This is a genomic window from Pseudomonas trutticola BRTCR10 (assembly GCF_056155105.1).
Map to the genome: position 1 here is coordinate 2,214,519 of NZ_CM149552.1, position 21,897 is coordinate 2,236,415.

At 60.6% G+C, this 21,897-nt stretch carries 15 protein-coding genes; 9 read left to right on the forward strand and 6 right to left on the reverse strand.

Annotated elements, in window-relative coordinates:
* Window positions 1–108: 108 nt before the first annotated feature.
* From pvdO to pvdM, 3 genes are read right to left on the reverse strand one after another with little or no spacing between them, the layout of a single operon-like run.
* Entirely contained in the window at window positions 109–996 is an 888-nt protein-coding gene (pvdO, locus tag ACVVH8_RS09845) for a dihydropyoverdine dehydrogenase (protein WP_475229747.1), read from the reverse strand.
* A gap of 37 nt (window positions 997–1,033) precedes the next feature.
* Window positions 1,034–2,320 carry a pyoverdine-tailoring periplasmic protein PvdN gene (pvdN, locus tag ACVVH8_RS09850; RefSeq protein ID WP_475229750.1) on the reverse strand — a complete coding sequence of 429 codons (1,287 nt, stop codon included), beginning with the start codon at window positions 2,318–2,320 and terminating at the stop codon, window positions 1,034–1,036.
* Window positions 2,317–3,687, reverse strand: coding sequence for a pyoverdine-tailoring dipeptidase-like protein PvdM (gene pvdM / locus ACVVH8_RS09855; RefSeq protein ID WP_475229752.1), 1,371 nt, complete (start codon window positions 3,685–3,687; stop codon window positions 2,317–2,319). Before pvdM ends, pvdN begins: the two co-directional genes overlap by 4 nt.
* A gap of 207 nt (window positions 3,688–3,894) precedes the next feature.
* On the opposite strand from pvdM, the gene pvdP reads away from it, so the two are divergent.
* Complete coding sequence (gene pvdP / locus ACVVH8_RS09860) at window positions 3,895–5,520, forward strand: pyoverdine maturation tyrosinase PvdP (protein WP_475229755.1); 1,626 nt, start codon at window positions 3,895–3,897, stop codon at window positions 5,518–5,520.
* Between the two features lie 176 nt (window positions 5,521–5,696).
* Here pvdP and ACVVH8_RS09865 read toward each other — a convergent pair whose 3' ends face one another.
* The 3 genes from ACVVH8_RS09865 to ACVVH8_RS09875 are packed head-to-tail and all read right to left on the reverse strand — an operon-like array spanning window position 5,697 to window position 10,236.
* Window positions 5,697–7,091, reverse strand: coding sequence for an efflux transporter outer membrane subunit (locus tag ACVVH8_RS09865; protein ID WP_213028109.1), 1,395 nt, complete (start codon window positions 7,089–7,091; stop codon window positions 5,697–5,699).
* Window positions 7,092–7,098: 7 nt separating this feature from the next.
* Window positions 7,099–9,072, reverse strand: a complete 1,974-nt coding sequence (locus ACVVH8_RS09870; protein WP_475229759.1) for a MacB family efflux pump subunit — start codon at window positions 9,070–9,072, stop codon at window positions 7,099–7,101.
* Window positions 9,073–10,236 (reverse strand): efflux RND transporter periplasmic adaptor subunit, encoded by a 1,164-nt coding sequence (locus ACVVH8_RS09875; protein WP_475229762.1) that lies wholly within the window; start codon window positions 10,234–10,236, stop codon window positions 9,073–9,075. It abuts the gene before it with no gap.
* A gap of 321 nt (window positions 10,237–10,557) precedes the next feature.
* Between ACVVH8_RS09875 and ACVVH8_RS09880 the strand changes: the two genes are divergently transcribed.
* The 8 genes from ACVVH8_RS09880 to ACVVH8_RS09915 all read left to right on the forward strand — a co-directional run bounded on the left by ACVVH8_RS09880 (window position 10,558) and on the right by ACVVH8_RS09915 (window position 21,893).
* A complete protein-coding gene (locus ACVVH8_RS09880; RefSeq protein WP_103306732.1) occupies window positions 10,558–11,040 on the forward strand; it encodes a sigma-70 family RNA polymerase sigma factor in 483 nt (160 codons plus the stop codon).
* 131 nt (window positions 11,041–11,171) lie between these two features.
* Window positions 11,172–12,506, forward strand: a complete 1,335-nt coding sequence (locus ACVVH8_RS09885) for a lysine N(6)-hydroxylase/L-ornithine N(5)-oxygenase family protein (protein ID WP_475229764.1) — start codon at window positions 11,172–11,174, stop codon at window positions 12,504–12,506.
* Between the two features lie 701 nt (window positions 12,507–13,207).
* A complete protein-coding gene (gene mgtA, locus ACVVH8_RS09890) occupies window positions 13,208–15,907 on the forward strand; it encodes a magnesium-translocating P-type ATPase (protein ID WP_475229767.1) in 2,700 nt (899 codons plus the stop codon).
* A gap of 142 nt (window positions 15,908–16,049) precedes the next feature.
* A complete protein-coding gene (locus ACVVH8_RS09895) occupies window positions 16,050–16,766 on the forward strand; it encodes an MgtC/SapB family protein (RefSeq protein WP_007913384.1) in 717 nt (238 codons plus the stop codon).
* Between the two features lie 168 nt (window positions 16,767–16,934).
* On the forward strand, window positions 16,935–17,324 hold the full coding sequence (locus ACVVH8_RS09900) for a hypothetical protein (RefSeq protein WP_315445790.1): 390 nt from the start codon (window positions 16,935–16,937) through the stop codon (window positions 17,322–17,324).
* Window positions 17,325–17,479: 155 nt separating this feature from the next.
* On the forward strand, window positions 17,480–17,902 hold the full coding sequence (locus ACVVH8_RS09905) for an ANTAR domain-containing protein (protein WP_475229769.1): 423 nt from the start codon (window positions 17,480–17,482) through the stop codon (window positions 17,900–17,902).
* A gap of 135 nt (window positions 17,903–18,037) precedes the next feature.
* Complete coding sequence (locus tag ACVVH8_RS09910; protein ID WP_103304835.1) at window positions 18,038–18,664, forward strand: response regulator transcription factor; 627 nt, start codon at window positions 18,038–18,040, stop codon at window positions 18,662–18,664.
* 10 nt (window positions 18,665–18,674) lie between these two features.
* Window positions 18,675–21,893 carry a transporter substrate-binding domain-containing protein gene (locus tag ACVVH8_RS09915; RefSeq protein ID WP_475229771.1) on the forward strand — a complete coding sequence of 1,073 codons (3,219 nt, stop codon included), beginning with the start codon at window positions 18,675–18,677 and terminating at the stop codon, window positions 21,891–21,893.
* Window positions 21,894–21,897 lie beyond the last annotated feature (4 nt).

Consider the following 21,897-nt stretch of genomic DNA (forward strand, 5'->3'; position numbering starts at 1 on the left):
GAGGATTCCTGCTTCGGTGCGGAGGGAGTGCCGGTACTAAAGGAAAACGAATGGTCACGGACTTTCTTTAAACGACCGCAGGCGGGGCTGCGGTCGGGGCGGGCAGGATCAGAGGTCGCGCACTACACCAAACCCGAGCCAGTCGCCTTTGCTGGTCGGCCAGCTGCTGTTGCGGTTGCCGGAACGCGAGAACACCGGCGCCTCGCCCCAGTCGTTGCCACGCATGACCTGGCGCTCGCAGTTTTCCTGGGTCCATGGGCGGCCGTCGTCGGGTACGCCGGAGTAATCCTTGTGATAACAGTCGGCGGTCCATTCGTAGACGTTGCCGTGGGCGTCGTAAACGCCGAAGGCATTGGCCGGGAAAGTGCCGGCCGGGGAGGTGAAGTTGTAGCCGTCGGCGGCGCCATAGGTGTTGGCGTGTTTGGAGATCTGGTAGTTGTTGCCTTCATCGAACGGGAAAGGGAAGGGCCCGGTGCTGCCGCCGCGTGCGGCGTACTCGCGGATCGATTCGCTTTGCAGGCGATACGCGTGGCCGGTCTTTTTCGACAGCCAGTCGATGTAGCCCTGGGCTTCGGCGACGTTCATGCACACGGCAGGGTCGCGGGCGGTCTGTTTGAATTCAGGCTTGCCGGCGGTGCAGCGGCGGCCCGGGCGATCATCGAAGTCGTAAGGCTTGTTGCCGGTTTCGCGCACATACGCATCCCACTCACCGACGAGCACCTGGAAGCGGCTGATGGCGAACGGTTTGCTGAAGGTCACGTCGTGGCGCGGGCCTTCGTCCGGTTCGCGGCCGACTTCGTCATCCGGGGTGCCCATGGTGAAGGTGCCGGTCGGCAGTACGACCATTTCCGGGCAGTCCTTGCAGTCTTTGAAGACCTTGCCCGGCGCCGGTGGTGTGGCAGCCTGGGCGGCCCCCGGCAGCAGACCGGCGCACAGCGCAGTCAGGGCTAGCGCCGGCAGCGCCTTGAGGGTGAAAGAGGCGTAAGGCTTTTTCATGAGTCGTCTCTGTGAAAGGAAAACTGGAGTCGAGGGATCAGGCGCGCAGTTTTTTACCGAGGATGTCCATGAACCGGTCCACTTCGGCTTCGTTGTTGAGCAGGCCGGGCGCAGTACGAATCACCGGGCCGACGTCGCGGCTGACCGCATCGCAGATCACCCGGTTTTGCATCAGGTAGGCGGCGACTTCATCGCTGTCCTGACCCTTGACGCGGAAGAAGGTGAAACCGGCAGAAAACTGCGGATCGAAAGGCGTCACCAACTCGATGCTCGACTGTTCCCGCAGGCGTTGCTTCAGATAGCTGTTGAGCTGATGGATGCGTGCCTGAACGTCGGCCTTGCCCAGTTGCAGATGCAACTTGAAGGCTTCGTCCACCGCCCAGCGATGCTCGAAAGCGTGATAACCGCCCGGGGTCATGATGGTGGCAAAGGAGGTGGCTTCGGAGAACGTCGGCACGCTCGGGCTGACGTATTTCAGTTCTTCGCTGCGGCTGCAAACGATGCCGGTGCCACGCGGGCCGAACATCCACTTGTGGGTACCTGCGATGAAAAAATCGCAGTTCATTTGCACGAAGCTCAAGTCGTCGACACCGAAACCATGCACCCCGTCGACCACGTAAATCAGGCGGTCCTTGTCGTCGCGTTGACGATTGTGTTCATCGACCAGTCGCGAAATATCGCTGATCGGCAACTTCACGCCACTGCCCGAATGCACCCAGGTCATGCCCAGTACACGGGTTTCGGGACGGATGTTGCGGTTGATGATGTCGAGCACCTGATCCAGCGAAATGCTTTGCGGGGACTCGAACAACTTGAGTTTGCGCACCCGGGTGCCATCGCGGCGGGTGCGGAAATCGAGAATGTTGCGGGTGGAATAGTGCTCGTGCTCGGTGGTGAGGATTTCCTGATCCGGGCGCACCTGCACACTGCCGTAAATCATCGCCAGGCCTTCGGTGGTGCTGCCGGTGAGGGCGATCTGGCCGGGTTTGGCCTGCAAGTATTTACCGGCCCAGACCCGCACGTTTTCTTCGCGCTTCTCGGTGACACCGAAGTCCCAATCCATGGCCAGCCCCGGGTTCTGGTCGATGGCGGCGCGATGGCGTTCGATGGCCTCGCGCACCGGTTTTGGATGGGAGGTGATCAGAAAATTGGCGAAGTGAATCGCCTGCGGATCCTGATCGAACAACTGGCGCAGTTGTGTCCACTTGTTCGCGGATGCCACAGGGGCGGTCGCTGCCATTGCCGGCGTTGCCAGACTGGCGCCAAACGGCAGCGCGGCTGCGACCACGCCCGCCTGTTTCAGAAAGGTCCGGCGATCAGTCATGGCTTGGCTGCGTCCTGACGGGAAATCAGTGCCGGTTTCGCGGCTTTTTGCACCTGGTCCCAGACACGCATGAAGTTGCCGCCCCACAGTTTGGCGATGTCCGCTTCGGAGTAGCCGCGCTGGATCAGCTCGGCAGTGACGTTGCGGATTTCGCCAACGTTTTCCCAGCCCTTGATGCCACCGCCGTCGTTGAAGTCGGAAGAAATGCCGACATGGTCGATACCGATTTTGCGCACGGTGTAATCGATGGCGTCGCCGAGATCCTTGAGGGTCGCTTTCGGTTCTTCTTCAAGGATGCCGTAGAGGCCGCTGGCGTACTGGCCGAGTTTCTGCTCCGACCATGCAGTAATGATCGGGTCGCCTGGCATCAGTGCCATGGCCAGGTTAGGCAAGGGCGGCAGATCGAAGCGTGCGCGCAGGGCATTGAGCTTGTCCTGAGTGCCCTGGGTCAGCGGTTTCAGGTATTGCGAGAAGCCGACTACCTGGACCACGCCGCCGCTGTTTTTGATCAGCTGCAATTCCTTGTCGCTGAGGTTGCGCGGAATATCCACGGCCGCACGCGGTGCCGAGTGCGAGGCCACCAACGGTGTGCGGCTCAATTGCGCAACCTGTTCCAGACCTTTGGTCGACATCTGCGAAACATCGATGATCACACCCAGATCGTTCAGACGGTGCACCGCTTGCTTGCCGATATCGGAGAGACCGTCGAGGGCATCAGGGGAGTCATTGAAGAACGGCAACGGGCGCGACGAGTCCGCCCAGCTGTTGTTGCCGATATAGCTGAAGCCGAACATACGCATGCCGCGTCCGGCCCACAGGTCGAGTTTGCTCAGGTCGTTACCCAATGGATAGGCGTTGAGCATGCTGATGAAAATCGCAAACTTGCCTTCACCATGCAGGCGGCGGAAATCATCCGGGGTGTAGGCGATGCCGACCTGATTGGGAAAGTCGCGGACCATGCCAGTGATGATCTTGTAGCGCACTTCCTGCTGGTTACGGGCTTCTTCGACAAAACCTTCGGTCGGGCGATGCGGAGCGTTCGGACCGTTCCACATTTCCGGCCAGCCGAACAGCGTCAGCGCAGCGCCGGACAAGCGGCCGCGATTGGCCTTGATCAGGTCGAACTGCCCGGAGCCGTCCTTGTCGGCTTCGTTGTCGTGGGCGCCGAAACTCAGGGGCACGGTGATGTGGCTGTCGAAGGAGAGGATGCGGTCCTGCAGCTCGGTCGCCTGTTTCATCACTTTTACCGGATAGCCGGGGTTGTCCCGAAACCAGTAATCCCAAGCCAGAAACCCTGCGCCGGCGCTGATCGCCAAGGCCAGCGGCAGGCCGATAAATAGAGCCTTTTTCGAACGCGGTTTTGTCATTGCCATCTCATTCAGGTTCGCCGTCGAGGTGCAGGCGCAGGGGCCTTTGCTATCTGGGAGGAACGAGTGGTCGGGCGGGTAATTTAGTCGCGCGCAGGAAAAGCGCTGACGACGCGTAGCGATCTTTTGCCGGGGCCGTAAATTTCCCCGGCGAGCAAACGTTCTAGCTTGGATAAAGCCTGCTTCATGGCTGACACAGGTAGGGCAATGACGATCTCTCGACGCTGGTTCATGGCGGGCATGGCACTCACGGGCGCTGCGCTGCCTGCCGCTTTTTATGCACATCGCGAGCTGACCCGTGAGGAGTTTCCGATCACCCCGGGAGAGGCGACGGTCGACCTGGCCGATACGGCCGGCCAACAGTTGGCGGACAACCTGCGCGGCGTGTGGGATATCCGTTTCAGCGGAGCTGCTGCCGGACTCGATGGCTTGCCGCGCGAAGGTCTGGAACTGTTTCTCGACATTGCCCACCGTGGTCGCGGCTTGCGCGGCTATCTCGATACCGGCGCCAACCTGCGTTCCGAAGAACCTGCGCGTTACCAGGTGGTCGGCGATCTGGCGCCAGGCAACGGCGCCGAGTTGTACTGGCGGCTGATGCGTACCGATACGCCGCAAGCGCCGCCAGTCTACGAATTCAAAGTGAAACTGGACGAAGTCTGGGCGGCGTTCGGCAATGCCGGCAGCGGCACGTTCACCGGGCAAGTGTCGCGCCTGGATCGACCGTTGGCTCTGCCCGAACTCGACAATCATTTCATCGCCATCAAGCGACGTTTTCCCGAGGCTCGCGAGCGCACCGGGTTGAACCCGACATTGCTGGCGTGGCTGGTCGCGCCGGAACATCGGCTGTTCCACCAGCTCTGGCACGCCAGCCGCGACAAGTGGCACAAGCTCTCGGAGAAAAAACGCGAAGCCCTGCGCGGTATCGGCTGGCAACCCGGCCCCCGTGACAAGGAGCGCGATGCCCGTGGGCCGAGCAAGGATCGCAACGGCTCGGGCATCGACTTTTTCTTCATGCATCGACACATGCTGGGCAAGGCCCGTTCGATGCAGGACTTGCCATCATGGCAGGCGTTCCCGATGCCGCAACCGGAGCTGGAGCGTGATCGCCAGGGGTTCGCCCGTTACTTCGACAATCATGACGGTAACGCACTGCCGCCGACGTGGCTGACCGAAGGCGACGACGAATACACCAAATGGGTCAGCGACATCAAAGCGGCCGAGACCTACCACAGCAATTTCCAGGTGTGGGAATCGCAATACCGCGATCCGCGCTACTTGTCGAAACTCACCCTCGGCCAGTTCGGTTCGGAAGTCGAACTGGGCCTGCACGACTGGTTGCACATGCGCTGGGCGTCGGTGGCACGTGATCCGTCCAATGACATTCCAGTGCCGATGGCGCGGGATCAGGCGGATTTTGCCGCGCGTTGGTATGCCCCGGAAAACGACTTCCTCGGCGACCCGTTTTCCTCCCATGTGAACCCGGTGTTCTGGCGTTTCCACGGCTGGATCGATGACCGTATCGAAGACTGGTTCCGTGCTCATGAGCGTTTTCACCCGGGCGAGGTCAGCCGGCTGGAAGTCAACGGCGTGCCGTGGTTTGCGCCGGGGCGCTGGGTCGAAGTGGATGATCCTTGGCTGGGCCCGGATACCCATGGCTGCAGCACCGTGCCAGGGTTGCAAATCGGGCGTTCGGTGGAGATGGACCCGGAAACGATGAAGCTCGCGTTGCGCATCACCTTTGGCGATGAAGACAACATGGCCGACCTGTTTCGCAAAGTGCCGCAGCGGCCGTGGTATGCCCGGCATCTGAAAGTGAAGGGGCGGCAACTCTAAGCGCAAAAAAAATCGCAGCCCGGTGCTGCGATTTTTTTTGCCCTGAGAGATTGGTTTCGCCTGACCTGGCGCTGTCGCGAGCAGGCTCGCTCCCACAGGGGACTTTGTAAACGACGCAGATCCAATGTGGGAGCGAGCCTGCTCGCGAAGGCGTCGGGACAGTCGCTAATTTGCGCTCAGATGACTTGCCAGCCGCCGCCCAACGCTTTGTACAAGGCAATGCTCGCCTGCAGTCGCGACAAGCGCAGTTGCACATTCATGTCCTGCGCCGCATACAAAGTGCGCTGGGTTTGCAGCACCGTCAGCAAGTCTTCGGCGCCGGCCTGATAGCGGCTTTGCGCAATGTCGAATGCGGTTTGCGCCTGGCTCAGTTCTTCGCTTTGCCACTGGCGCTGTTCGTCGAGGCCGCGAATGCTGCTCAAGGCTTTTTCGACGTCGGCAAAACCGTTGATGATTGCCCCGCGATATGACTCCAGCAGTTCGTCCTGACGCGCCCTGGCCTTGTCGCGTTCAGCACTCAATCGGCCGTTGTTGAAGATCGGCGCGGTCAATCCCGAGGACAGGTTGTAGAACGTTGTACGCATCAGATCCGCCGCCAGATCGGCGCCGGTGCCGAGGCTGGCTGTCAGGGTTATCTTCGGCAGCATGGCCGCCCGGGCCACGGTGACGTCAGCCTGGGCCGCTGCCAGTCTGGCTTCGGCGCTGGCGATATCCGGACGCCGGCTCAGCAGATCGCTGGGTACGCCACTGGCGATGTTCGGCCACTGCAACTGCTCGAACGGTTGTTGCAGGGACGACAGTGCCTGCACCGGTTGGCCGAGCAGGGCGGCGAGGGTGATCAATGCTTCGCGGGCCTGTTGCTGCACCAGCGGCAATTTGCGCTGCTGTTCAGCCACCAGGCTTTTTTGCTGGGCCAGTTCCAGCGCAGTAGCGCTGCCAGCGTCGAAACGGGTTTGCACCAGGTGCAGAACGTTTTGCGCGTTGGCCAGATTGAGCTCGGCAATACGCGTCTGCTCACGTAAGGCCAGGGCCTGGGTGTAGCTGGTGGCGACGCCGCTTTGCAGGGTCAGTTCGACGGTGGCACGGTCGAACTCGCTGGCCTGCACACCGAACACGGCGCTGTCGCGTGTGGCGCGTTTACCGCCCCAGAAGTCGATTTCGTAACTGGCGCTCAACTCGGCATCGTAATAATCCAGCGAGCGGTTATCCGGGTTGACGTCCAGTTGGCTGTAGCCCTTGCCGTGCAACAGTTTCTGTCGGTTGGCATTGAGGCCGGCCTTGATTTCCGGCAGCAGCGGGGCGCCGGCAATCGTCGCACTGGCCTGAGCCTGTCTGACCCGCGCAACGGCGGCACCGAGGTCATGGCTGCCCAGCCGCGCCTGTTCGACCAGTTGATCGAGTTCAGGGCTGCCGAACTGCGTCCACCACTGCCGATTGCCTTGCACGGCGCCGGGATGGTCAGGCGATTGCCAGGCGAGCGGTGGCTGCACGCCGCTGTCGGGGCGCGGCGCAGGGCTGCTGCAGGCTGCCAGCAACAGGCTGGCGGCAAGGATTGTCAGTGGCGCTTTCATAGATCGATCATTCACTGGTAAGGGCCGTGACCGGGTCGAGCCGGGCAGCCTTGCGGGCAGGCATGAAGCCGAAGAGGACGCCGGTGACCAGCGCGCAGGCGAAAGCGCCGAGCACGGCCAGCCATTGAAATGCGATTGCCACGCCGCTGAACAACAGGACGCCGCCGACCAGCATCGCCAGGCTGATACCGGCAATGCCGCCGACCACCGAGAGCATCACCGCCTCAGTGAGAAACTGGCGCAGGATGTCGCGCTGTCGGGCGCCAGTGGCCATGCGAATACCGATTTCCCGAGTGCGTTCGCGTACGGTCATGAGCATGATGTTCATCACACCGATACCGCCGACCAGCAAGGAGATGGCAGCGATGGCGCCGAGCATCAGCGACAGCGTGCCTTGCGTGCGCGCTTCGGCCTGGATCATTGCGGCATTGTTGGTCAGTTCGAAATCCTTTTTGCCGTTGTGCCGGCGCAGCATTGCCTGTTCGATCGCCTGCTCGGCGTCTTTGACTTTGCGTGCGTCCTTGGCGGCGATCACCACATATTCCGGATTGCGGCTGCCGAACAGACGCGTGCTGGCCGCCGAGTAGGGCACGGCGATGCGGTTGTCGCTGTCGGAATCGCCGGAGCTTGAGCCTTTCTCGGCCAGAACTCCGAGGACCTGAAATGGTACGTTTTCGATGAGGATGTACTGGCCGATGGGATCGGCGACATCCTTGAGCAGCTTGTCGCGGACCTTGGTGCCGATCACCGCCACGGCGGCGGCGCTGTCTTCATCGGCCTGGGTGAAGTAACTGCCCTGAACCACCGGCCAGTTGAAAATGGTTGGAAAATTAGTGTCGTTGCCACCGACGTAACTGCTGTGGTCGGCATTGCCGAAACGTACACCGGCGGTGGAGCCATTGACCGGCATGATGCGTTCGACCTGGGGCAGGGCGGCCAGCTCGGCGACGTCGTCGAGGGTGATGATGCCCGGCGGCGTGCGCGGGTTGGGCGCCGCACCGCTGAGGTAAATGATGTTGGAGCCGAAAGCGCCCATCTGCGCCATTACCTGGCGTTTGCTGCCTTCGCCCACCGCCAGCATCACTACCACCGAAGCAACGCCAATGACGATCCCCAGCAACGTCAGGGCGGTGCGAAAGCGATTGATCCACATGACTCGCCACGCCGCTTGCACGGCGTCGACCAGTTCACCTTTCCAGGCGCCGGTCTGCGTACTGCCGGTGCTCAGGCGCTGGCGCAGATCAACCGCTTGCAAAGCGCCGGGATTGGTAGTGCGGGGCGCGGCTGACGGGTGTTCGGCGGTGTCGCTGATGATCAGGCCGTCCCGGATTTCGATGATGCGTTTGGCTCGTTGTGCGACTTCGCGATCGTGGGTGATGAGTATCACCACATGGCCCTGACCGGCGAGTTCGTCGAGCAGGGTCATGACCTCGGCACCACTGTGGCTGTCGAGGGCGCCGGTGGGTTCGTCGGCGAGGATGATGTGGCCGCCGTTCATCAACGCCCGGGCAATCGATACCCGCTGTTGCTGACCACCGGAAAGCTGATGCGGGCGATTGCCGGTGCGGCTGCCCAGGCCGAGCCGCTCCAGCAAGGCACTGGCCCGGGCGTGGCGTTCGGCGGCCGGGGTGCCGGCGTAGATGGCCGGCATCTCGACGTTTTCCTGGGCGGAGCCGGACGGAATCAGGTGATAACCCTGGAACACAAAACCGAATGCTTCGCGGCGAAGCCAGGCCAGTTCATCGGTGTCGAGTTGCGCGACGTCTTCACCGGCAAAACGGTATTCGCCGCTGGTGGGGCGGTCGAGGCAGCCGAGGATGTTCATCAATGTCGATTTGCCGGAGCCGGACGCACCGACGATGGCGACGAATTCGCCGGCATGTATCGACAGATCGATGCCGCGCAACACTTCCACCAGCGGACTGTCATTGCCGCCGTAGGATTTGCGAATCTGCCGCAGGTCAATCAGAGGCGTCTGCATTCAGCCTCCGCTGCCGGTGGTCGGCGCGCTGAGGATGTGATCGCCCTCGGCCAGGCCTTCCAGCACTTGTGTGCGCAGGCGGTCGCTGATGCCGGTGCGTACCTCGCGGGACTGAACTTCGCCGTTGGCGGCGACGATCTGCGCCCGTTGCCACTGCGGGCGTGAACCTGGTTGCAGGGCTGCGGTGGGCACGGTCAGGGTGTCTTGCGCTTGTTGCGCGACAAAGAACACCTGCGCGGTCATGTCGGTCATCAGGCTGTTGTCGGCGTTGTCGACGTCGAGCAATACGGTGTAGAGCACCACGCGTTCGCTGCCGCTGCGACCGCTGGTGGGGCTGCCACCCTGGTTCTGTTCGAGGGGGCGCGGCGGCACCGGCAGAATCTGCCGCACCGTGCTGCTCCAGCGCCGGCTACCGCCGCTGAGGGTGGTGAAGTAGGCGGTCATCCCGGGTTTGACGTGGCCGATGTCCGCTTCGGAAACTTCGGCCCACACGGTCATCGGCGACAGTCGTGCGATGCGCAGGATCAGCGGGGTTTGCTGTTGCGCATTGAGCGTCTGGCCTTCGCGGGCGCCCACGGCGACCACGGTGCCGCTCATTGGCGCAAAAATCCGCGTGTAGCCGAGCTCCGCCTCGTCACTGCGCAAGCTGGCCTGGGCCTGACGGATCTGCGCCTGGAACATGTCGATGCGCGCCTGGGTCGCGCGGACTTCGGCGCGGGCCGTCTGCACGTCTTCCTCACGGGTGGCGCCACCCGCGGCGAGTTTCTGCTGGCGCTGGTATTTCTGCTGCGCGAGGTCGTGCTGGGCGCGTTGCTCCTGCAACTGCGCCTTGAGGTTCTCGATGGAAAACCGCCCGGCATCGAGTTTGGCCTTTTGCGTGGATGGGTCGATCTCTACCAGTAACTGGCCTTCCTTGACCGTGTCGCCAGCCTCGACATGAATCTTCTGGATCTGCCCGGATGCCTGCGCACCGACGTCCACGTAACGGCGTGGCTGCAGCGTGCCCAGTGCGGTCACGCTGTTTTCGATATTGCTGCGGGTCACTTGCACCGTAGCGAGAGCGTCGCGCCCGGGTGGCAGGACTTGCCACGCGGCAACAGCGATCACGGGAATCAGGCAAAGGGCGGCGAACAAGGCGCGTCGGGCGGGGCGGGGACGTTTCATGCAGGGTTCCGGCCAGTGGATTCGGCCCGTCATCCGGCCAGTACACAGGCGTGCAGGGGCGCTGAACGCTGTCGCAAGGCACGACAGATACGGGGAGCTGTCCTGTAAACGAGGCATGTGCAAGGGAATTTAAGCGCTAACACATCATGTAACAGGTGTCCGGACAGGACTATTTGGTCGGGATATGGAATCAGCGCTTTAAATCTATATGAGAATTACTATAAATTACGCCCCTCAAGTTGCCACTATCTTGCTACTGCGTATTCCGCGGCCGGATCGGTGCGCTCAAGGACAGGATCTGCAACGATGCGGTCGGGAGTCATGTTGGAAAACTACTATCGCGAGCTGGTGTGTTTCCTTAACGCCAAGCTAGGCAACCGTCAGGTGGCCGAAGATGTGGTGCATGACGCTTATGTGCGGGTGCTGGAGCGTTCCAGCGACACGCCGATCGAACAACCGCGCGCCTTTCTTTATCGCACGGCATTGAACCTGGTCATCGACGATCATCGACGCAATGCCCTGCGTCAGGTCGAGTCACTTGATGTGCTGGACAATGAAGAGCGCTATTTCACCCCGTCGCCCCATGGCACCCTTGATCATGGTCAACGTCTGGAGATGCTCCAGCGCGCGCTGGCAGAGCTGCCGCCGCGCTGCCGTGAATGTTTTCTGCTGCGCAAGATCGAAGGTCTGTCCCATCCGGAAATTGCCGAGCACCTCGGGATTTCCAAGGCATTGGTGGAAAAACACATCGTCAACGCCATGAAACACTGCCGGTTGCGGATCAAACAATGGGACGCCCATTGATCCTTCCCGGTTAAATTTCCTTTCATCGTCCTCGTTCCTACTCAACAGACGACCTGCTGACCTGATTCAGGCCGGTCAGGCCACCCAGGCTTTATCCCCGCGTTGAGGGGTTCATCCAGAGGACACTGGAAATGACACAGGCAATTGCATCGCCCATCGTTCACGACCTGATCGGCGTCGGTTTCGGCCCTTCAAACCTGGCGCTGGCCATCGCTCTGCAAGAGCGCGGCCCGACTCAGGGTGAGCTGGATGTGCTGTTCCTCGACAAGCAGGCCAACTACAGCTGGCACGGCAACACCCTGTCGACGCAGAGCGAGTTGCAGATTTCCTTTCTCAAGGATCTGGTGACCCTGCGCAACCCGACCAGCCCGTACTCCTTCGTCAACTATTTGAAGTACCACGGCCGTCTGGTCGACTTCATCAACCTCGGCACTTTTTACCCGTGCCGCATGGAGTACAACGACTACCTGCGCTGGGTCGCCGGGCAGTTCACCGAGCAGAGCCGTTACGGCGAGGAAGTGCTGACCATCGAGCCGGTGCTGCACAACCATCAGGTTGAAGCGCTGCGCGTTATTTCCCGCGATAGCCAGGGCCTGCAACATGTACGCACCACCCGTTCGGTGGTGGTCAGTGCCGGCGGCACCCCGCGTATTCCAGAGGCGTTCAAGGCGCTGAAGGGCGATACCCGCGTGTTCCACCACTCGCAATACCTGTCGCAAATGGCCGAGCAGCCGTGCGTGAACAATCAGCCAATGAGCATTGCGATCATCGGCGGTGGGCAGAGCGCGGCGGAAGCGTTCATCGATCTGAACGATTCGTTCCCGTCGGTGCAGGTCGACATGATCCTGCGCGGTTCGGCACTCAAGCCTGCGGACGACAGCCCGTTCGTCAACGAAGTGTTCTCGCCGGAGTTCACCGATCTGGTGTTCCAGCAGAACAGCGCCGAGCGGGAGCGTCTGGTCAACGAGTACCACAACACCAACTACTCGGTGGTCGACATCGACCTGATCGAGCGCATCTACGGCATCTTCTATCGCCAGAAGGTTTCCGGGATTGCCCGTCATGCGTTCCGCACCCTGACCACCGTCGAGAAAGCCACCGCGACCGAAAACGGTATCGAACTGGCCGTGCGCAACAACGCCACTGGCGAAGTCACCGTGCGCCTTTACGACGCCGTAGTGCTGGCCACCGGTTACGAGCGCCAGATGCACCGCAAATTGCTGGCGCCGCTGGAAGAATACCTGGGTGAGTTCGAGGTCGATCGCAACTACAAACTGATTACCGACGAGCGCTGCAAGGCCGGCATCTACATGCAGGGCTTCTGCCAGGCCAGCCATGGTCTGAGCGATACATTGCTGTCGGTGTTGCCGATTCGTGCGGACGAGATTGCCGGCTCGCTGTATGAGCACGGCAAGCATCGTGGGCATCGTTCGATGGCAGATCTGTTGTTGGCGACTGCCAGCTAACTCTGTATTGCCTGATACACCGCTATCGCTGGCAAGCCAGCTCCCACAGGGATCAGTGTTGTGTTAGCGGTAGCGGACATCACACAAAACATTGTGGGAGCTGGCTTGCCAGCGATGGCGGCGGGTCAGGCACCATCACCTTTGATGGACCACCGCTATCGCGAGCAGGCTCACTCCTACAATGTTCTGTGTAAGCAGGACCAATGTAGGAGTGAGCCTGCTCGCGATGGGGCCTTCGAAAACACCAGAACTTCACAATCCTGAACCCTTCCTGAATGACCCTGACATTCTCCGACACACTTCCTTTTGCGGGTTTACTCTCCAGACATCGGGGCGTAAGCTTCGCGCGTTTTCATCAATAGCGGAGACCCACAGTGGGTACTTGTTCGAGTGACAGTTGTCGGCCGGTCTCGGTAACCGGCAGATTCTCGGCAAGATAACGCGCCTCTTTTGTGCCGTTGTCTCGCCGTAACAGCGAGCAGCGGCATCCCGTACATGGCCAGTCCTTGGTCATGTCTTGAAGTCCTTCTCATCGACACTGGAAGAGCGTGATTTCGACTTTATTGTCGTCATCGCAGCCCTATCGACACGCCTGTCTTTTCTGACCGGCGCGCCAAGCCTTGCCGTGCCGGTTTTCCCGGCGGACGAGGCGCGGCCGTACCTGCTTGACGGTTTCCCGGCTGACCACAGGGGCAACAGCCATGAAACTTACGCTCAAGGAATTTTTCGCAGGTTTTCTGCGGACCCGCCACATCGCCCGGCATTTCCGTCGCCTGGCCTTGCTGGAAACCATCAACGACACCACGGTCAGCCGTGAAGTGCCGCCAACCCTGGCCAACACCCTGGTCGATGCCGCGCATTGCGACAGCGGTGTGTTGCTGTCGTCACTGGGCACGCATTCCGACGGCCTCACCGATTTCGAAGTCGATGCCCTGCGTGCGCAATACGGCCTTAACGAAGTCGAGCACGAGCAACCACTGGCCTGGTATATCCACCTGTGGCACTGCTACAAAAACCCGTTCAACCTGCTGCTCACCCTGTTGGCGGTGATCTCGTGGCTGACTGAAGACCTTAAAGCAGCCGTCGTGATTTTCTCGATGGTGGTGCTGTCGACGCTGCTGCGCTTCTGGCAGGAAAGCAAATCCAATCAGGCCGCCGATGCATTGAAAGCCATGGTCAGCAATACCGCCACGGTGATGCGCCGGGATGCGCCGCGCAGCGAATTGCCGATCAAGCAATTGGTGCCCGGGGATCTGATCGTGCTGTCGGCCGGTGACATGATTCCCGCCGATTGCCGGGTGCTCAGCGCCAAGGATCTGTTCGTCAGCCAGGCCGCAATGACCGGTGAATCGATGCCCGTGGAGAAGTTTGCGCGTCAGGCTGATCGCGACACACGCAATCCGCTGGAACTCGACAACATCCTGTTCATGGGCACCAACGTCGTGTCCGGCACGGCGGTGGCGGTGATTCTCACCACCGGCAACAGCACCTATTTCGGCGCATTGGCACAACGGGTCGGCGCCACCGATCGTGCGGTGACTTCGTTCCAGCAAGGCGTCAACAAAGTCAGCTGGCTGTTGATTCGCTTCATGTTCGTCATGGCGCCGCTGGTGCTGTTCATCAACGGTTTCACCAAGGGCGACTGGACCGAGGCATTGCTGTTCGCGCTGTCGATTGCCGTGGGTCTGACCCCGGAAATGCTGCCGATGATCGTCACCTCGACGTTGGCCAAGGGAGCGGTGTTCCTGTCGCGCAAAAAAGTCATCGTCAAACGTCTCGACGCCATCCAGAACTTCGGCGCGATGGACGTGCTCTGCACCGACAAGACCGGCACCCTGACCCAGGACAAAATCTTCCTGGCGCGCAATGTCGACGTCTGGGGTGAAGATTCCGATGACGTGTTGGAAATGGCCTACCTCAACAGCTACTACCAGACCGGGTTGAAAAACCTGCTGGACGTGGCGGTGCTGGAACACGTGGAAGTCCACCGTGAGCTGAAGGTCGGCACGGCGTTTCGCAAGGTCGATGAGATCCCGTTCGACTTCAATCGTCGGCGCATGTCGGTGGTGGTCGAAGGGCGTGGCCAGCCACACCAGTTGATCTGCAAAGGTGCGGTGGAAGAAGTGCTGGCGGTGTGCAGCCGCGTGCGTCATGGCGACATCGATGAAGCCTTGAGCGATGAATTGCTGACCCGTATTCGTCAGGTCACTGCAGCATTCAACGCTGAAGGCTTGCGCGTGGTGGCCGTGGCCGCTCGCTCGATGCCTGAAGGTCGCGACACTTACAGCCTGGCTGATGAAAATGAACTGACGCTGATCGGCTATGTGGCGTTCCTCGATCCACCGAAAGAAAGCACCGCGCCAGCGCTCAAGGCCTTGGCCGAGCATGGTGTGGCTGTGAAAGTGTTGACCGGCGACAACGAGCTGGTCACCGCGAAGATCTGCCGCGAAGTCGGCCTCGCTCAGCAAGGTTTGCTGTTGGGCAATGACGTCGAACGCATGAGCGATGCCGAACTGGCGGTGGCCGTGGAGAAAACCAACGTCTTCGCCAAACTGACGCCGTCGCACAAAGAACGCATCGTGCGCATTCTCAAGGGCAACGGCCACGTCGTCGGCTTCATGGGCGACGGCATCAACGACGCCCCGGCGCTACGCACGGCCGATATCGGTATCTCGGTGGACAGCGCGGTGGACATCGCTAAAGAGGCGGCGGACATCATCCTCCTGGAAAAGAGCCTGATGGTGCTGGAGGAGGGCGTGCTCGAAGGGCGCCGGACCTTCGCCAACATGCTCAAGTACATCAAGATGACCGCCAGCTCCAACTTCGGCAACGTGTTCTCGGTGCTGGTGGCCAGTGCGTTCATTCCGTTCCTGCCGATGCTGCCGATGCACCTGCTGGTGCAGAACCTGCTCTATGACATTTCGCAGATCGCCATTCCGTTCGACAACGTTGACGAGGAAATGCTGAAGAAACCACAACGCTGGCAGCCGGGTGATGTCGGTCGGTTCATGCTGTTCTTCGGGCCGATCAGTTCGATCTTTGACATCACTACGTTCGCCTTGATGTGGTACGTGTTTGATGCCAACACCCCGGATCACCAGACGCTGTTCCAGTCCGGCTGGTTCGTGGTCGGGTTGCTGACCCAGACGCTGATCGTGCACATGATCCGTACGCCGAAGATTCCGTTCCTGCAAAGCCGTGCAGCGCTGCCGCTGCTGGTGATGACCGGGATCATCATGGCGGTGGGGATCTTCCTGCCGATGGGGCCGCTGGCGCATTACTTCAAACTGCAGGCGTTGCCATCGCTGTACTTCGTGTTCCTGCCGGTGATTCTGCTGGCGTACATGGCGCTGACTCAGGCGGTCAAAGGTTTCTACATCCGCCGGTTCGGCTGGCAGTAATGCTGCCCCTGTAGGAGTGAGCCTGCTCCGGGCGGCGTTCCGACGATAGCAATCTGTCTGTCAAGATTTCCAGCGACTGACACACCGCTATCGCGAGCAGGCTCACTCCTACAGAGATCGCGTGTTTTTCAAGGATTTCATCATGCAAGCCATCAACAACCTCAACCTCGATTCCCTGCTCGACACCCTGGTCAGCCTCAGCGCCGCCTTCATCCTCGGCGGCCTGATCGGCTTCGAGCGCCAGTACCGGCAACGCACCGCCGGCCTGCGCACCAACGTGCTGGTGGCGGTCGGTGCGGCGATTTTCGTCGACATGGCCAACCGTCTCGCCGGTGCCGAAGGCGCAGTGCGGGTGGTCGCCTACGTGGTTTCCGGCATCGGTTTTCTCGGTGCCGGGGTGATCATGCGCGAAGAAGGCAACGTCCGTGGCCTCAACACCGCCGCCACCCTTTGGACCTCGGCGGCGGTCGGCGCCTGCGCCGGTGCCGACCTGCTCGCCGAAGCCGTGCTCGGCACGCTGTTTATCCTCGCCGCCAACACGTTGCTGCGTCCCATCGTCAATAACATCAACCGTCAGCCACTGGACGTGGTCTCGGCCGAAGTCACCAACATCGTCTACGTCATCGCCCGGCGCTCACAGCAAACGGCTGTGTTTGCCTTGCTCGAAGCGGAACTGGAACGCAGCAACTATCCGGCCAGCGATGTCGACGTACACGCGTTTGGTGCCGATGAAATCGAGATCGAAGCGACACTGGCGACCACTTCGGTCGATGGTGATGAACTGGATGCACTGGTTGCACGGATCTCGACTTCGGCGCTGGTGGTGCAGGCGTTCTGGAGTCCGAGTACAACCGAGTAGGCTCCGCTTGGGCGTTTCCCACGTGCCCACAGGATTAATCTGGCAGTCCACGACTTTGATCTTGCCGGTTTTTGCGAGGTTTCCGGCCGCTTTTAAGAATTTTCCTACAGAGGTTTTAAATGGGGGTGAGTAGCGTGGTCAGCACCTTTTCCCACGCTGTTAAATCCTATGTCCTACAAATACTGGCGAGTGGTCATTGCCGAAGAGCAGAGTGTTCTGCAAGGCAGGATCGCGAAGATCTTCAACGAACTGGGCTACCCGAATCTCACACCGGTGCATTCTTTTCGTGAATTGCTGGCCTTGACTCACTACGCCCATGACCCGTTCCAGCGCTTTGATCTGATGGTGATCAACGGTGAGTTGATCGCCGCTGCCGGTGTCGACCCGGTGCGCTTTTTTCAGAGCAATTCACAGATTCGCCACTGTGTCATTCACGATGCGCGGCGCGGTCAGCCGCAGACCGAGACGATTTACGCCAACCATCAACGCCAGTTGTATCTGACCCGCACACCGGATCGACAGACGCTGGGTGCACTGCTGGCGCAGCTTGATGTTTAGAAGACAAGCAACCTCCCGGTGCCGCTTGCGGCTGCGTCCATGTACCCGGTAGATCTCGGTTGATTGTTCGGTTTTTAGGAAAAGTCCTACAGAACCTACCGTTGAGCTTGCGTAGTCTTGCCGCACTCAGAACCCTGCCTCTCTGGAGATTGAGCATGACCAACAAAGCCCTGCGTATCCTGATCGCCGATCCGCAGCACTTCCACCGGATGAAAATCGAGCGCCTGTTCAATGGTCTCGATTATTACCGCGTGGCCCCGGTGCAGAACCTCGCCGAACTGCTGACGCTGGTCGACTACGGTTGTGAACCGTTCGATGCCGTGGTCATCGACGCCGGTCTGGCGGCAGGGTCGCTGGATCTGCTGGGGTTTTTCCTCGATAACCCACAGGTGCGTCATGCGTTGATCTACAACGAACCCTCTGCGCCGCTGCAGGCGATTTCAGGTTTCGCTCAGGACAATGTGCTGATCAGTCATGTGCCGTTACCTAATGAACAGGCAATCAGGCAATTGATGGCTCACGTCGATGTTTCGCAGTGGAAGCCGGAGCCAGCAGTGCAGCGTCGGGCGTATGCATAGAAATACGCTGACCGCAACTGTCAGACCTGACAGGTGATTCACTTTCCGTTCCGTGCAACAGTCACCGCGCAGCCACTGAGTCCGGATCGATCCACGCCGGTGGCCTCATCGTTAGAATCTGCCCCGGGAGTGGCCATGAAGTCAGCGCTGATCGTCGATGATCATCCGGTGGTGCGCGCTGCCATCCGCATCGTGCTGAAAGCCGAAGGTTTCAAGGAAGTCCATGAAACGTCCAATGGCAACGAGGTGTCGCAACTGATCCGCACGCACAAACCCCGGCTGGTGGTGCTCGATCTGCGTTTGCCGAGCCTTGACGGCCTGGAAGTACTGACGCGGATCAAAGCCAACGAGCTTGACTGTCGCGTCCTCGTTTTCAGTTCCCACGACCCCTTGTTTTACCAGGAGCGTTGTCTGCGCGCCGGGGCCATGGGCTACGTGACCAAAACCAATCAATTGGAACAACTGCACAAAGCCATTCAGGCGGTGATGTCGGGTTACACCTATTTTTCTGCGATGCCGGACAATGTCAGCACGTTGAATGCTGTGCAAACCACGGAAAAGCAGATGATCGATCAGCTCTCCGATCGCGAATTGAGCATTTTCGAGCAACTGGGTCAGGGTAAGGCCAACAAGGCGATTGCCGAAGAGATGCACCTGAGCCACAAGACCATCAGTACCTACAAAACCCGTCTGATGAAGAAGCTCGGGGTGAGTTCAGCGGTGCACTTGCGCGATTTCGCCAAGCGCAATCATTTGATCTGAGCGGCCGGGCATGATCCGCGTCGTTCAGATTGGCGGGTTGTGGCTGAGCCTCGTGGTCTCGTGCTGGGCCAATGAAATGCCAAAGGTGCTGGAGGTCCTGACCCGCGCCAGCGTGGAACCGGTCGAGGTTCGCCTGGACGAACAGGATCGGCAATGGCTACGTCAGCATCCGGTGCTGCACATGGGCATTTCCGGGCCGGATTACCCACCGTTCGAGATCACTCGTAATCAGCATGAGCTGGAAGGGCTCACGGCCGATTACGCCGACCTGCTGGCGCAACTGCTCGGAACCGATATTGAAGTGCGGCGCTATGCCAACCGGGATTTGGCGATGGCAGCACTCAAGCGCGGCGACCTCGAACTGTTGGGCACGTCCAACAGTTTCGAGACCGCCGATCCTGCGTTCGTTCTGTCCCGCGCCTACGCTGAAGATCAGCCGATGCTGGTGACCCGGCTCGACGAAACGATGCCCGAAGATCTCGCGGGCAAGCGCGTCGCCATGGTCGAAGATTATCTGCCACTGGCGATCGTGCAGGCGTTCTACCCCGAAGCGAGTGTGCAGCGTTATCCCTCGGCGATGGACGCTCTCGGCGCCGTGGCATTCGGCGCCGATGAGGTGTATCTGGGCGACTTCATCAGTGCCAACTATTTGATCAACACCAATTATCGCAACGACCTGCATCTGGCCGGGCCGGCGGGGCTTGATGCCAACCCGTTCGGCTTTGCGTTGTTGCGCAGCGAGGTGCGCCTCAAGCGTATCGTCGACAAGGCATTGGCGAGCATTCCGATGGAGCATCGACAACGCATAGAACAGCGCTGGAGCGCCGGACCTGCCGAAATGGCGGGACAGGCAAGGGTGCAACTGAGTGCCGCCGAACAGCATTGGCTGGCGCAACATCCGGTGGTGCGCGTGGGCGGCATCGAAGACTTCGCGCCGCTGACTTTTTTCGATGCCGATGGCCGATTCAACGGGCTGTCGGCGCAACTGCTGAGCCTGATCAGTCAACGCAGCGGACTGAATTTCGACATCGTGCGTGGCGTCTCGCTGGATCGCCAGATCACGCAGTTGCAGGCCGGTGAACTGGATGTGCTGCCCGTGGTGACACCCAGCAGTGAACGGGAAAGCGAACTGCAATTCACCCGCGCTTATCTGAACAACCCGTTCGTGCTGGTCAGTGCAGTCACGGTGCAGAGCCCGCGCACGCTTGACGATCTGGTGGGCAAACGTCTGGCCATTTATCGCGGTCATCCGTTGCGCGAATACCTGCAGGGGCGCGTACCGCGCATACGTTTTGTCGAAGTCGCAAGCCCCGCCGAAGGCATGGCGCAGGTTGCCAAAGGACAGGTCGATGCCACCGTAAGCTCATTGCTGGTGGCGCGATATCTGATCGCCCGTCACTACCGCGAACGTCTGCGCATCACCAGCACCGTCGGCGATCAACCGGCACGTATTGCACTGGCCACTGCGCCGCAGGCGGCAGTGCTGCACTCGATCCTGAATAAAGCCCTGCTGAGTATCGCTCCGCAACAGATGGACGAATTGGTTGAACGCTGGAGCCATGATGTGGTGGTCGATGACAGCTATTGGTTGCGTCATCGCCGCGAGATCCTCCTCGGATTTTTTGGTGCGGCGGGCTTGCTGGTACTGGCGCTGGGCTGGATCGGATTTCAGCGCTGGCAGATCCGTCAGCGTCAGCAGTGGTTGCAGCAATTGCAGCAAGCCAAGGAAGCGGCAGATGACGCCAACCGGGCCAAGACCACGTTTCTGGCGACCATGAGCCATGAAATCCGTACACCGATGAATGCGTTGATCGGCATGCTCGAACTGGCCTTGAAACGGGCCGATGAAGGCGTGACCGATCGCCTGGCAATTCAAGTGGCCTCCAACGCCGGACAACAACTGCTGGCATTGATCGGCGACATTCTGGATATCGCCCGTATTGAAACCGGGCATCTGTCCCTGGCCCCTGAGCGGGTCAACCTGCGTGAACTGGTGATGTCGGTCTGCCGGGTGTTCGAGGGGCTGGCGCGGCAAAAGCGCTTGCTGTGGCATATCGAACTCGATGGGCGCAGCGACGTCGATGTGCTGATTGACCCGACACGCTTCAAGCAAGTGCTGTCGAACCTGCTGAGCAATGCCATCAAGTTCACTGAACAGGGCGAGGTGAGTCTGCGGCTTGCGCTGACGGTTACGTCCACCGAGTACGTGGCGGTGAAGGTGCTTATCGAGGACAGCGGGATCGGCATCAGCGCGCAGGATCGGCAGCGGTTGTTCAGTCCGTTCGTGCAAGCGAGTCATACCGCGCAACCGCTGCGCAGCGGCGCCGGGCTGGGCCTGGTAATCAGCCGCAGTCTCTGCGAAATGATGGGCGGTGCGTTGCGCCTGGACAGCGAGCAGGGTTACGGCACGCAAGTTGAAGTCAGCCTCGAACTGCCGCTGCTGGCCGCACTCGCGCAAGCGCCAGCGCACGTTGCAACACGGGTCGCTGCTGCATGCTCACTGAACGTTCTGGTGGTCGACGATCATCCGGTGAACCGTTTGTTGTTGTGCTGGCAGTTGAGTGAGCTTGGCCATCGCACGGTTGATACCGAGGACGGCCACGCCGGGCTGGAGCGTTGGCGGGCACAGCCGTTCGATGTGGTGATCACCGATTGCAACATGCCCCGGCGCAACGGCTACGAACTGGCTATGGCCATTCGTGAAGAGGAGGCTGCGAGCGGGCAGGCGCCTTGTCTGATTCTCGGCTTTACCGCCAACGCACAGGTCGAGGAGAAGGTGCGTTGTCTCGATGCCGGCATGGACGAATGCCTGTTCAAACCGATTCGCCTGCACGATTTGCAGCAGGCGTTGAATGGCGCCAGCCATGGCGACATAGAGGTCGAGCCGACCGTGGAAGATCCCCTGACAGAAATTGATCTGAGTACGCTGGAACAGATGGCCGGCAGCGATCGCTCGCTGATCGAGCGCTTGCGAGAGGAAGTGCTGAGTAGTCTGCACCGCGACCTGCTGCGACTGGACGATCTGCTCCATGAGCATGACCGCGAAGGGCTGCGCGAACTGGCCCACCATATCAAGGGTGGCGCGCAGATGGTCGGGGCGGCGCGGGTGGTATCGGCCTGCGCTGATCTGGAGCAGGCCTGCCGCGAGGCCGAAGCCGTTGCCATGGGGCTGGCGATTGATACGCTGCGCGCGGCCATGCATGGCCTCGCGCAACGCCTTCAGGCCTAAGCTG